Source organism: Halopseudomonas oceani, from assembly GCF_963677335.1.
In the GTDB taxonomy this organism is placed as follows: domain Bacteria; phylum Pseudomonadota; class Gammaproteobacteria; order Pseudomonadales; family Pseudomonadaceae; genus Halopseudomonas; species Halopseudomonas oceani.
Genome location: NZ_OY781932.1, coordinates 2,321,471 through 2,333,743, shown reverse-complemented (window position 1 = coordinate 2,333,743; position 12,273 = coordinate 2,321,471). Strand labels below are relative to the sequence as shown.

Genomic DNA, 12,273 nt, shown 5'->3' with positions numbered 1-12,273 from the left:
TTATCAGTGAGCTTTCAAGGCACTTGCCGGCATGGTGGCAACACCATGCTGACCGACCAGTAGCAGTTCACCGTCGCCCAACGCCTTGGCCGAGGCCAGTGCGATACGGTCAGGACGGGTCATGACGTCAAAGCTGTTGCCGCCGTCATCGCTGGTCAGTACAACACCGCCAGCGCCGACGACAACCAGCTTGCCGTCGGCGGACAGGCCGCCGCCCAGCAGGGTCGCTTCCAGTGGGCCGTTGTTCGGAGTCAGCAGCTCGACCTGTTCCCAGGTGTCGCCAAAGTCGGCAGAGCGGAACATGTTGCCGCGCAGGCCCCAAACCAGCACAACGTTGTCGCGGTTGGTGCCTGACGCCCCAAACCAGGAACCGTCATAAGGCAGATCGGTCAGGGTCTCCCAGGTATCACCGTAATCAGCCGAGCGATACAGGGTGCCCATTTCGCCAGCCAGCATCAGGCCTGCTCCCTTCACGACGGTGATCGCGTTGTAGTGGAAGCCATCGGGGTTATCGATGTCGTAGGAACGGTCTTCCCAGGTTTTGCCACCGTCATCGGTACGCAGGAAGGTGCCATAGGCGCCAACTGCAAAGCCGGTGTTGGCATTCTTGAACCAGACGTCCATCAGCGGACGCTCCAGCAGACTCGGACCATCCGGATCGACCGGCTGGTCCAGCTCGGGATCGCGGTACTGCATCTCCCAATTGGCACCGGCATCGCTGGTGTGCAGGATCAGCGAGTCATGACCGACAGCCCAGCCGTTCTTGTCGTCAGCAAAGTAGACGGCAGTCAGCAGCTGGCGAACCGGTACATTCGCCTGAGTCCAGGATTTCCCCTGATCATCGGAATAAACGATGTGGCCACGGCTGCCAACGGCAACCAGACGATCGCCGGCAACAGCTGCATCGACCAGTAAGGTGTGTGACGCCAGCTCGGACTTGATAGCAGGCTGCACGCTTTCCGCTAAGCCATCAGCGGCCTGCGCAGATGCGGCACCCAGTGCCACCATGCCGGACAGCATCACGGCTTGCGCAACAGCACTGACGGAAAAGGTTTTCTTAAGATGTTTGCCCGACGCTTGCATATCTGTCCGGGCCACGAATGGAGCGCGCCAAATGGACGGCTTACGCATACACCACCCCTCTTTGTTTTTATAGGTGCTTCTGCTCCGCTACGGGAACACGTTGTAATTTAACCCGGCGCGCACCCCACACAGGCACAAACACCGAATAAGTTATCCCTCCAGCGGACAAGGCATATTAGAGGCCCGCAAGGCGCTACACAAATACCTCTCGGTAATTTTTTATTAAAATTTCGCCCTTGCGTGTGCTGAGTAACTCATTTATCGCCCTTGACTTCAAGACCCGCGTCCCAGACAGACGCGGGTCTTCTCCCTCAGGCAAGCGACTTGCTGACTACCTCGTAAACATCAGGCGAGAGCGGGTTCTCTCCCAGGATTCGCGCCAGCTGGGCCTTCATCAGTTCCTGCCGACCCGGCTCGAGTTTGCGCCAGCGGCTCAGCGGCGTCACCAGACGCGAGGCAATCTGCGGGTTGCTGCGGTCCAGCTCAATGATCCGGTCGGCCAGAAACGCATAGCCACTGCCATCCAGCGCATGGAAGTTAACCAGGTTCTGGTTGGCGAACGCGCCGATCAGCGAGCGCACCTTGTTCGGATTACGCATGGTGAACAAAGGATGCTCCATCAGCTTGCGCACCCGATCCAGCGCACCGGGCTGGCTGGCGGCGGCCTGAATGCTGAACCACTGATCCATAACCAGCGGATACTCGGCCCAGCGCTCGGCAAACTCTGCCAACGCCGCTTCACGCTGCTGCTCGAACGGGGAATTGACCAAAGCCACCAGCGCGGCCTGACGATCGGTCATGTTGGTTGATTCGACAAACTGGCGCACGCACCACCCCACCACTTGCTGCTCACCGGTCAGCATCAGGTAGGCCAGCAGGCTGTTTTTCAGGCTGCGCGCGGCCATGGCATCGGCCTTGGCGCTAAACGCCCCCGCCCCGGCGGCAGACAGAAGCTGATAACGCGCTGACATCTCGTCACGCAGTGCTTCAGCCAGCGCTCGACGCAGCCACTCACGGGCGTAATGAATCGCGTCAACATACGCCACCTCTGCCAGCTCAATCAGATAGGCCTCGGACGGCAGACGAATGATTTCAGCCACCATGGCGGCATCCAGGTCGGCATCAGTGATCACGCTGCGCATAACCTCAACCAGGCGCTGATCCAGGTTGAGCGGCCGACCGGCACGGTGAATTTCGACCAGTCCCTGCAACACGTCAACCGCCAGTCCCTGCGCCGCTTCCCAGCGGTTGAAGCCGTCCGGGTCGTGCTTGGCAAGGAACACCCGATCATCGCGACTGTAAGGATAGCTGAGCTTGACCGGCGCGGAGAAGCCGCGCAGCAGCGACGGTAGCGGGCAATTCGGTACATTCTCGAACACCAGCGTTTGCTCGGCCTCGGTAATGGATACCACCGCCTCGTTGCCAAGGGCCTTGCCCTCCAGCTGCAACGGAATTTCGTTGCCGTCACGATCCAGCAGCGCCATGCGCACCGGGATTACCTGGGGCTGCTTCTCGGGCTGACCCGGCGTTGGTGGGCAGATCTGGCTGAAGTGCAAGCGATACTCGCGGCTGGCCGCGTCGTATTCGCTGCGCACGTTCAGGCGCGGCGTGCCGGCCTGGCTGTACCAACGTTTGAACTGGGTAAAGTCGGCACCGTTGGCGTCTTCCAGCGCCTTGATGAAGTCATCACAGGTGACCGCCTGACCATCGTGGCGCTCGAAATACAGGTCGGTGCCCTTGCGGAAGCCCTCTTCACCCAACAGGGTATGCAGCATGCGCACGACTTCGGCGCCCTTCTCGTAGACGGTCAGGGTGTAGAAGTTGGATATCTCGATAAAGGAGTCCGGACGCACCGGATGCGCCATCGGGCCGGCGTCTTCGGCGAACTGGTTCGCGCGCAGGAAAGTGACATCCTCGATACGCTTGACCGTGCGCGAGTTCATGTCGGCAGAAAATTCCGAGTCGCGGAAGACAGTAAAGCCTTCCTTCAGCGATAGCTGAAACCAGTCGCGGCAGGTCACCCGGTTGCCGGACCAGTTGTGGAAATACTCGTGCGCTACCACGGCTTCGACCCGCTGGAAGGCCATATCGGTGGCGGTGTCCTGGTGGGCCAGCACGCAACTGGAGTTGAAGATATTGAGGCCCTTGTTCTCCATCGCGCCCATGTTGAAGTCGTTAACCGCAACGATCATAAAGATATCCAGATCGTACTCGCGGCCATAGACCTCCTCGTCCCAGCGCATCGAGCGCTTGAGGCTGTCCATGGCGTGGTCGCACTGGGTGCGGTTTTCCGGCTCGACGTAGATGCGCAGATCGATGGTGCGCCCGCTCATGGTGGTGAAGCTGTCCTGCAACAGGCACAGATCTCCGGCGACCAGGGCAAACAGATAGGCCGGCTTGGGGAACGGGTCTTCCCAACTGACCCAGTGGCGACCGCCTTCGTGCTCACCCGAGGCAATCGGGTTGCCGTTGGACAGCAGCACCGGATAGCGCTCACGCTCAGCGATCACCGTGGTGGTGAAGCGGCTCATCACATCCGGGCGGTCGAGATAATAGGTAATCTTGCGGAAACCCTCGGCCTCGCACTGGGTGCAGAACATGCTGCCAGACTTGTACAGCCCTTCGAGCGCGGTATTGTTCTGCGGCTCAATACGGGTAGTCAGGGCCAGTTCGAATTGCGCGCTGGTCGGCTGCAGCGTCAGGCTGTCACTGTCGACCTGGTAGGCGTCGGCCGTCAGCTCCTGCTCATCCAGCACCACCTTCTGTAACTCCAGCTGCTGGCCATCCAGAACCAGCGGCGGCAGCGCGTTTTCACTGTGGCGGTCAGCGTTTAGGCGCAAGGCCAAACGACTGTGTACCAGCGCGTGGTCTTCAAACAGCTCAAAGGTCAGTTGGGTCTCGTCGATCCAGTAATCCGGGGCTTGGTAGTCCTTGAGGTAAATCGTCTTCGGTTGTTCGGTACGCATGTCTGAGCTCCGCTGCAGCCGGGGCGAGCCGGCCGATGAATCATGTTCGGCCGCCCCGCTGCAGAGCGGCCCTGCCGAAATGGCTCAACTGGCGCTGAATGCCAGTTGATAGGCTGTGTACTTGCGAATATTGATGACCGCAGTGTCGAGCAGCAGATACTGCCCCTTGATGCCGAGCAGGGTGCCTTCCAGCACCGGCTCCTTGTCGAGATTGGCCGATTGCGGCTTGGCGACGTACTGCTCGACCGGGTAACGAATCTCCAGCGCCTCGGCCTGCGGCAGCAACTGCACCGCCTGCAGCCCGAACCGCGCCTGCAGCTCGGCTATGCCGGCCTCGGCATTGTCGAGCAATCGATCACGTTCGGCGTATAGATCCAGAGGGGCTGGATTGCCTTTGAGCAATGCACGCCAGTTGGTCTTGTCTGCCACCTGCTGGCGCAGCAGGTCTTCAACCAGTCCAGACTGTTGGCGAGTCGCTACGCGCAAGATAGGCAGCGCCTGACTGGCGCCCTGATCAACCCAGCGCGTCGGCACCTGCGTGGCGCGGGTAATACCCACCTTGAGGCCCGAGGAGTTGGCTAGGTAGACAATGTGATCGGTCATGCAGAACTGCTCACCCCAGGCCGGCTCACGACAAGTGCCCTGGTCGTAATGGCACTTTTCCGGGCTCATGATGCAGCTGTCGCACTGCGCCAGCTTGGTGAAACAGGGGTAGCAATAGCCCTGACTAAAACTCTTCTTGGTCTTGCGCCCACAGTGCACACAATGGATTGGCCCCATGGCCTCCAGCCGAATGGTCTTGCCCAGCAAGCCGTTCAGCGGCACCCGTTCCTCACCGATGGGCAGACTGTAGTCAACCGGAGCGTCGGCCGCATCGAGCCGACCGATCATCTTTCTGACGTTGCCTTCGAACTGCAGGAGACTCAATGCAGCGTCTCCGAACCCGTTGAAAACAGGATATTCGGCACGTCCTTTTGCTGCGACTTGCAGGCCTGCGGCCCCATGTAACCGGTGCGCTCCTCTTCCGGCAGGTTGTCCTGTTCCCAGGCGATCATCGCCTGCAGGCACAGCTCCTTCTGCTCGCGCGTCAGCTTGCGGCCATCAGGCCACTTGCCAATCTCCACAGCCAGCTTGAGGCTTTGGTAGATATCAGGGGTGATGTTGCGCAGCATATCGATGAAAGTGGTCATCGCGCCTCCCGCTGGAATATTGAAAAGCCGATATTGTACTCGCTCACCGCAGCCGCTGCAGTGTTCCGGCGACCGCGCCGATGGCGCACCCAGCAACAAAACCGCTGACATGCGCCGCGTTGGCAATGGCACCAAAGCCCAGCAGAGTGATCAGTCCGGTCATGCAAAGCACCAGCCACGCCAGCATCATGATGATCACGCCACGTGGCAAATCAAAGAACACGTTGGGTGCGAGTTTCTGGTAAACCCAGCAATAACCCAACAAGCCATAGAGCACGCCGGATAGCCCGCCAAACAGACTGCTTCCGCTCCACAACCACTGTGCCGTGTTCGATACCACACCAATCAGCAGGGTCAGCCCCAGCAGCCAGAGCCCACCGGAGCGCATCTCGATGCGCCGCCCCAATTCCCAGTACCAGAGTGCATTAAACGCCAGATGCATGATGCCAAAGTGCAGGAAGATCGGCGTAATCAACCGCCACCACTGGGTCATGTCAGGCTGAGCCGCTAGATGCCCAGACGCCTCCAACGGCGTAAAGGTAAACATGACGATGCCCCCGGCATCGCTGCCCAGCCCGGTCAGCAGCGCCACGACCGCGGTAATCGCCAGTACCGCGAGAGTCACCGGGATCAACCGGTGCGCCTGCCGCCAGAACTGCGCAGCCTCGCTCGGTGGGCGCCGCGGTGCCGGACTATCCGCCAGCGCCTGTGGCCCTTGTGCGTAGGCGTCGCGAACGATCTGCGCGGCGGCTTCATCAACCACCCAGACCACCTGCATGCCGCCCTCTTCCACCACCCGATGCACCACGCCACGACCGCGCAGAAAGCGCACCAGCGGTGACAAATCTTCATCGAGCTGACAGTTCAACGCCTTGAGCATGTGATTCCTCAATCCAGTTTGGGTACATCGACCCAGACAAAATGGTCGCGATCCAGATGACGCTCGCCGCTCCAGCGGTAGGCTACCAACTTGCCGTACTTGACCGCGCTGTAATCCAGGCAGGCCAGATTGGGGCGAATTGGATGCGGTCGCCCCTGTTGCCAGTAATGACCTACAAACAGCATCGGCTGTTCCGGTCCATAGATCAGCAGCTCGGCGCGCTGATCATCGCTGAGCGGCCTGGCCGCGATCTCGGTTGGCAGCGCATCGGGCTGAAACACCACATCGCCATAGGTCAGTGGCGCCTCTTCCCAAAACTTGGTGCGGAAAAAAGCGCGGGTAAACCCGTCCTTGCCGGTCATCGTCATGCCGTGCGGCAGGCGCATGTCAGTGCCACGCAGCAGTCGGTCAAAGGTCTGAGCGGCAAAGCTGCCCCGCTCCACCGAGGCCTCAATGAACTCACGATCGATACGGCCGTCGGGATATTGCTCGCGCAACGGCTGAATCAGTCGCGCATCCCAGCAGGCGTGAACCATGCGGAACAGGCCGAAATCGAGAAACAGTGGCAACTGAGCGAACCACTCGACGAACTCACACCACTCCTGTGGCCACGGGGCAAACTGTTCGAGGGTATCGCCAATCAGGCGCAAATGGCGCTCATTGTGGTCACGCAGGTACTCGCGGCCACTGCCCGCCGGCGCACGGGTTTCCCAGCACAGGGCGTTGAATTCATGGTTACCCATGATGCACTGCGCCTCGCCCGCTTCGACCATACCATGCACAATGTGCAGCGCCTCGCGAATACGTGGGCCGCGGTCAATGATGTCGCCAAGAAACAGTGCCTTGCGTTGCGGGTGGCGCCATACCCCCGCCTGAACGCGATACCCTATCAACTCGAGCAAGCGCTCCAGCGTGTGCGCACATCCGTGCACGTCTCCGATGATGTCGTAACCCTGATGCTCTTCCATCCGTTACCTACTGATCCGTCAGCCGGCTGGACCAGCCGAGCTTGCTGCGACAGATCGCGTAGAAATTGTGATCCAGCGGATGCAGCAGGCGCAGCTTCTGCGGCTTCTTGCGGATGGTAATGCTGTCGCCGGGCGCGCAGGAGATGTGCACCTGGCCGTCACAGCTGACCTGCGGATAGATACCGCTTTGCTTGGAGATAATGATCTTCAGCTCGCTGTTGCCATCGACCACGATCGGTCGGCTCGACAGGGTATGCGGGAACATCGGCACCAGCACCACGGCATCCAGTTTCGGATGCATGATCGGGCCACCGGCCGACAACGCGTAGGCGGTCGATCCGGTGGGGGTGGCGACAATCAGGCCATCGGATTTCTGGCTGTAGACAAACTGGCCGTCAACGTAGAGTTCGAATTCGATCATCCGCGCCGACTTGCCCGGATGCAGCAGCACATCATTCAGTGCCTCACTGGTACCCAGCTGCTCCTCGCCGCGGCGCACGAAGGCGTCAAGCAGAAAGCGGGTTTCGACCATGTACTGACCGGCCAGCACATCGCCAACCTTCTGTTCCAGTTCATCCGGCGGAATATCGGTCAAAAAACCGAGGCCGCCACGGTTAACTCCCAGCACCGGAATGTTGTAGCGACATAGCGCACGGGCCGCGCCGAGCAGGCTGCCGTCGCCGCCCACCACGATGACCAGGTCGCAGATCTCACCCATCATCTTGCGCGAGCAAACCTGCTGCTGATGGCCGGGAAGCAGATCCGCCACCGCATCCTCAAGGATCACCGTATGCCCGGTATCGAGCAGAAAGCGCTTGAGGCGTTTGAGGGTATCGACCACCCGCCCGCTGCCAAGGCGTCCGATGAGACCGATATTGCGGAACTGATCCATACCACCTCTTTGCGTTCGTGTCAGAGATGCCCGAGACTGGGCGGACGAGCGCCGATTATTCCGCAGCCAGCCTGGGCTGGCAAATACGAGAGGTTTCATGCTGCCCGTCTTTGCACACGCCAGCGTCCGTGATATGGCCTGGATTGCCTTCAGCCCGGCCCTGCTCGACGACCAACTGCTCCCCATGCGCGACCCGCTGAGAGGCAGCGTATGGAGGGACGATCCCGAGCAACTACTGCACGCCTTGGCGCTGCTGGACGAAGACCCTGCGACGCTCGAGGCGCTGCTCGGTGACTCCCCGGACCGCCGCCTGGGCAACTATTATGAGCGTCTCTGGCATGCCCTGCTCACCCTTGCCCCCGACACCCGCATCCTCGCCCACAATCTGGCCCTGCGCGACGGTGCCCACACCTACGGTGAATTGGATCTGATCATCCAGGCCGCAGACAGCGCAATCGTCCACCTGGAGCTGGCAATCAAGTTCTATCTGGCCCGACCGGAGCTGCCGCTCGCCAGCGGCCAGACCAGCGATCCGGCCAGTTGGTGGGGAGTGGACCCACGAGACAACCTGGCCAACAAGCTCAGGCGCCTGCGTGAGCATCAGTTGCCTTTGGGCGGACGACTGACCGAGCTGGCGACTACACACCGGGCGCTGCCGCTGCCCGACTGTTCTGCCGCCTGGCTGCAAGGCGGCCTGTTTCAGCCACTGCACGACCCGGTACCCCCAGTGCTCGGCCAGATAATCACGGCAGCACCTTATCACTGGTGCCACCGGCACGAACTCGCGTCGCTGGATGCTGAAGAGCGCTGGTTGCCAATGGCGCACAAGGCCTGGCTGATGCCACCTGCCGCGTCGGAAGCGCCCGTACTTGGACCGAGCGAAATGCGGGCACGAAGTGATCGGAGCGGGAACAAGCGAGCGGTGATGTTCTGCCGAGCAGGACAGGCGCTACTGGAAAGTGAACGGCTGCTGTGTGTGGATGATGTCTGGCCGCATGACTAGACCGAAACCACGCTATTCAAAGTCACTGGCGGTACGATTCTGAAATTTGCTCAGCTCACGCTTGAGCGCGGCGTTGATCCGCTGCTGCTCAGCCAGCTCCTGCTTGATATCAAGCAGCTCGCCCTGAACGATCTCCAGATGGTCAGCATGAATCCCCTTGAGTTCGACCAGCGCCTGTTCCTTCTCTAGCGCCATCGCCTTGATCCGGGTACCCAGTGCCTCAACCTGCTTGCGCAATTCGCGCACCTCCTGCGCATGCTGTTCGCGCAAGCGTTGCAGCTCACCACTAGCCGCTGCCGTAGCGGACGCTGCGGCAGGCGGCGTACTGGTCAGCGGAATGAGGTCGTCAACGTCGTTGACCTGCCCGCCACCGTACCAGGTGTCCTCGGCAGCCATATGCAAACGTTCGGGAGCGATGTAGCGAATGGCCTCTTCGTCTTCGCCAAGAATACCCAGCGCGTTGTGGGCTACGGCTTCCTTGACCAGCGCCAGATCGTTGCTGTTGCCGCGGGCACCCGGCTTCCACAACATCGGCCGGTACTGCGGCTGCTTGTTGAACCCCAGACAAACCAGCCGGATCGGGCCACCGCCCATGTCAGGACCACGGTCACCACGTTCGGCAATCTGCCGCAAAGGCAGGTTCCACAGTCGGTTGACGTAGCCATCAAGGTCAAAATCAAGATTGAAGAATACGGCAGAACGCACCTGCAGCCGGGTGTTGATCTGCAGAAAGACGGCCTCCACAGTTTCGTCGGCGTATTCGGGAGCCGCGACCATGCCGTCCAACAGGGCCTCAAATTCGGGAAACAGCATCTCCTTCGAGATACCTCGCTCCGAAAAGAACATGACCGCCTCGGTCAGCAGCGGCTTTGTTGGCGTATTCATGACCCTTTCTCCTTGCCCCGAGCAACACTGTGCGCCAATTCTCGGGCAATTGCACCCCGCGCCTCTATCAGGCAGTGAGTGTAGGCAAAAGGTTCATTTTGGTGTGTGACCGATTTGGCACGCGGTTCGCCGGACCGAAAGAATAGTTGGGAAAAGCGGGAATCTGTCGCAGATTTTCGGTAAACGGCGACGCCCGAAAAACGGGCGCCGCCTGTAGGTTACTAGCGCCGAATCAAATCTCTGCAGCCAGGCGCGAACCCTGATCAATTGCCCGTTTGGCGTCCAGCTCGGCAGCGACGTCAGCACCACCGATCAGATGTACGCTCTTGCCAGCAGCAACCAAGCCATCCTGCAGTTCGCGCAGCGGCTCCTGACCGGCGCAGAGAATGATGGTGTCGACCGGCAGCACCTTGGGTTCACCGTTCTCGCCAATGCTGATATGCAGGCCCTGGTCATCCACTTTGAGGTAATTGACCGAATTGAGCATCTGCACCTGCTTGCTCTTCAGGCCCGCGCGATGAATCCAGCCAGTGGTCTTGCCCAGACCGTTACCTACCTTGCTGGTCTTGCGCTGCAGCAGGTAGACCTCACGGGCCGGCGGGTGCGGCTGCGGTTTGATACCGGCAATACCGCCACGCGCTTCCAGCTGCGGGTCGATCCCCCACTCCTTCCAGAACAAGTCGATATCCTGGCTCGGGCTGGTGCCCTGGTGGGTGATCATCTCGGAGACGTCAAAGCCGATACCGCCGGCGCCGATCACGGCGACCTTCTGCCCGACCGGCTTGCGCTGCAAAATGGCATCCAGATAGCTGATGACCTTCGGGTGCTCGATACCTGGAATAGCCGGTGTGCGCGGCACAATGCCGGTCGCCAGAATCACCTCGTCGAACTCGGTCAGATCGCTCGCATCAACACGGCGATTGAGTTCCAGCTTGACGCCAGTCTTCTCGATCCGCTTAGCGAAGTAGCGCAGCGTCTCATAGAACTCTTCCTTGCCCGGCACCAGTTTGGCGATGTTGAACTGGCCACCGATCTGCTCGGCCGCATCAAACAGGGTGACCTGATGACCGCGCTCGGCGGCAACCGTAGCAGCTGCCAGACCGGCCGGACCGGCACCGACCACAGCGATGTTCTTCACCTGGGTGGTCGGAATGAAGTTCAGCTCGGTTTCGTGACAGGCACGCGGGTTGACCAGACAGCTGGTCAGCTTGCCGCCAAAGGTGTGATCCAGGCAGGCCTGGTTACAGCCGATGCAGGTGTTGATCTCATCGGCACGACCGGCGGCCGCCTTGTTGACGAAATCCGGATCAGCGAGGAACGGACGCGCCATGGAAATCATGTCCGCCGCGCCGTCGGCCAGCAGTTGGTCGGCCAGTTCCGGGGTATTGATGCGGTTGGTGGTCACCAGCGGGATCGACACCTCGCCCTTGAGCTTGGCGGTCACCTTGGCGAAAGCGCCACGCGGCACTTTGGTGGCGATGGTCGGAATCCGCGCTTCGTGCCAGCCGATACCGGTATTGATGATGGTCGCACCAGCCTGCTCGATGGCCTTGGCCAGCATGACCACTTCATCCCAGGTGCTGCCACCTTCGACCAGGTCGAGCATCGACAGCCGATAGATGATGATGAACTCAGGGCCGACCGCTTCACGGACCCGGCGGACAATCTCAACCGGCAGGCGCATGCGATTCTCGTAGCTACCGCCCCAGCGGTCAGTCCGCTTGTTGACGTGGGCAACCAGAAACTGATTGATGAAGTACCCTTCCGAGCCCATGACTTCAACACCGTCGTAACCCGCCTCCTTGGCCAAGGTGGCGCAACGGGCAAAGTCAGAGATCTGCTTTTCTATCCCTTCCTCGTCCAGTTCCTTGGGGGTGAACGGGTTGATCGGCGCCTGAACCGCACTGGCGGAAACCTGTTTGGGGCTGTAGGCGTAACGGCCCGCGTGCAGGATTTGCATGCAGATTTTGCCGCCCTCGGCATGCACCGCGTCGGTGATCACCTTGTGCTGGGCAGCCTCTTCAGGCGTGGTCATCTTGGCCGCGCCCTGGGCAACACAGCCTTCCTCGTTCGGTCCGATACCACCGGTGACAATCAGCCCCGCACCACCGCGGGCGCGCTCAGCAAAGTAGGCCGCCTGACGATTGAAACCGTTCGGGCGTTCTTCCAGACCGGTATGCATTGAGCCCATCAGGGTACGGTTGCGTAGCTTGGTAAAGCCCAGGTCCAGCGGGGCCAGCAGGTGCGGATACAAAGATTGTTCGCTCATCGGATACTCCAGCATCATCAGGATGGCGCAGCGGATACCTGTCCGGCGCCTCGTTATGGCCCCAACAATAGGCCCGGTAACCGGCTTACTCAATAACCTTAAATGACACTTTAATAACCTTGAATTACACTCCTTAG

General features: G+C 60.5%; 10 protein-coding genes. 1 reads left to right on the top strand and 9 read right to left on the bottom strand.

Annotated features, from left to right (window positions below; translation table 11 throughout):
- Positions 1-3 precede the first annotated feature (3 nt).
- The 7 genes from ACKPCU_RS11115 to ACKPCU_RS11085 form a co-directional block, all read right to left on the bottom strand.
- Positions 4-1,083 (bottom strand): WD40/YVTN/BNR-like repeat-containing protein, encoded by a 1,080-nt coding sequence (locus ACKPCU_RS11115; protein WP_321346708.1) that lies wholly within the window; start codon positions 1,081-1,083, stop codon positions 4-6.
- Positions 1,084-1,394: 311 nt separating this feature from the next.
- Positions 1,395-4,049, bottom strand: a complete 2,655-nt coding sequence (gene pepN / locus ACKPCU_RS11110) for an aminopeptidase N (RefSeq protein ID WP_321346706.1) — start codon at positions 4,047-4,049, stop codon at positions 1,395-1,397.
- 84 nt (positions 4,050-4,133) lie between these two features.
- A complete protein-coding gene (locus ACKPCU_RS11105) occupies positions 4,134-4,940 on the bottom strand; it encodes a DUF2797 domain-containing protein (RefSeq protein ID WP_104738714.1) in 807 nt (268 codons plus the stop codon).
- Positions 4,941-4,972: 32 nt separating this feature from the next.
- Positions 4,973-5,239: a YeaC family protein gene (locus ACKPCU_RS11100; protein WP_104738691.1), complete on the bottom strand. Its 267-nt coding sequence runs from the start codon at positions 5,237-5,239 to the stop codon at positions 4,973-4,975.
- Between the two features lie 43 nt (positions 5,240-5,282).
- Positions 5,283-6,119: a rhomboid family intramembrane serine protease gene (locus tag ACKPCU_RS11095; protein WP_321346703.1), complete on the bottom strand. Its 837-nt coding sequence runs from the start codon at positions 6,117-6,119 to the stop codon at positions 5,283-5,285.
- Between the two features lie 8 nt (positions 6,120-6,127).
- Entirely contained in the window at positions 6,128-7,087 is a 960-nt protein-coding gene (locus tag ACKPCU_RS11090; protein WP_321346701.1) for a metallophosphoesterase, read from the bottom strand.
- Between the two features lie 7 nt (positions 7,088-7,094).
- Positions 7,095-7,979, bottom strand: a complete 885-nt coding sequence (locus ACKPCU_RS11085) for an NAD(+) kinase (RefSeq protein WP_088274050.1) — start codon at positions 7,977-7,979, stop codon at positions 7,095-7,097.
- 97 nt (positions 7,980-8,076) lie between these two features.
- Here ACKPCU_RS11085 and ACKPCU_RS11080 point away from each other — a divergent pair, with 97 nt between their 5' ends.
- Positions 8,077-8,982, top strand: coding sequence for a DUF1853 family protein (locus ACKPCU_RS11080; protein WP_321346694.1), 906 nt, complete (start codon positions 8,077-8,079; stop codon positions 8,980-8,982).
- Between the two features lie 12 nt (positions 8,983-8,994).
- Here ACKPCU_RS11080 and ACKPCU_RS11075 read toward each other — a convergent pair whose 3' ends face one another.
- Both ACKPCU_RS11075 and ACKPCU_RS11070 read right to left on the bottom strand, forming a co-directional pair.
- The gene (locus ACKPCU_RS11075; protein WP_104738686.1) at positions 8,995-9,867 is read right to left on the bottom strand and encodes a hypothetical protein; all 873 of its coding nucleotides are present in this window, start codon (positions 9,865-9,867) and stop codon (positions 8,995-8,997) included.
- A gap of 232 nt (positions 9,868-10,099) precedes the next feature.
- Positions 10,100-12,136 (bottom strand): NADPH-dependent 2,4-dienoyl-CoA reductase, encoded by a 2,037-nt coding sequence (locus tag ACKPCU_RS11070; protein ID WP_321346692.1) that lies wholly within the window; start codon positions 12,134-12,136, stop codon positions 10,100-10,102.
- Positions 12,137-12,273: the final 137 nt, after the last annotated feature.

Excerpts from the sequence above, each read along its gene's own strand:
- ACKPCU_RS11115 (WP_321346708.1), bottom strand. The coding sequence starts at position 1,083 with ATGCAAGCGTCGGGCAAACATCTTAAGAAAACCTTTTCCGTCAGTGCT.
- pepN (WP_321346706.1), bottom strand. The coding sequence starts at position 4,049 with ATGCGTACCGAACAACCGAAGACGATTTACCTCAAGGACTACCAAGCC.
- ACKPCU_RS11105 (WP_104738714.1), bottom strand. The coding sequence starts at position 4,940 with ATGATCGGTCGGCTCGATGCGGCCGACGCTCCGGTTGACTACAGTCTG.
- ACKPCU_RS11100 (WP_104738691.1), bottom strand. The coding sequence starts at position 5,239 with ATGACCACTTTCATCGATATGCTGCGCAACATCACCCCTGATATCTAC.
- ACKPCU_RS11095 (WP_321346703.1), bottom strand. The coding sequence starts at position 6,119 with ATGCTCAAGGCGTTGAACTGTCAGCTCGATGAAGATTTGTCACCGCTG.
- ACKPCU_RS11090 (WP_321346701.1), bottom strand. The coding sequence starts at position 7,087 with ATGGAAGAGCATCAGGGTTACGACATCATCGGAGACGTGCACGGATGT.
- ACKPCU_RS11085 (WP_088274050.1), bottom strand. The coding sequence starts at position 7,979 with ATGGATCAGTTCCGCAATATCGGTCTCATCGGACGCCTTGGCAGCGGG.
- ACKPCU_RS11080 (WP_321346694.1), top strand. The coding sequence starts at position 8,077 with ATGCTGCCCGTCTTTGCACACGCCAGCGTCCGTGATATGGCCTGGATT.
- ACKPCU_RS11075 (WP_104738686.1), bottom strand. The coding sequence starts at position 9,867 with ATGAATACGCCAACAAAGCCGCTGCTGACCGAGGCGGTCATGTTCTTT.
- ACKPCU_RS11070 (WP_321346692.1), bottom strand. The coding sequence starts at position 12,136 with ATGAGCGAACAATCTTTGTATCCGCACCTGCTGGCCCCGCTGGACCTG.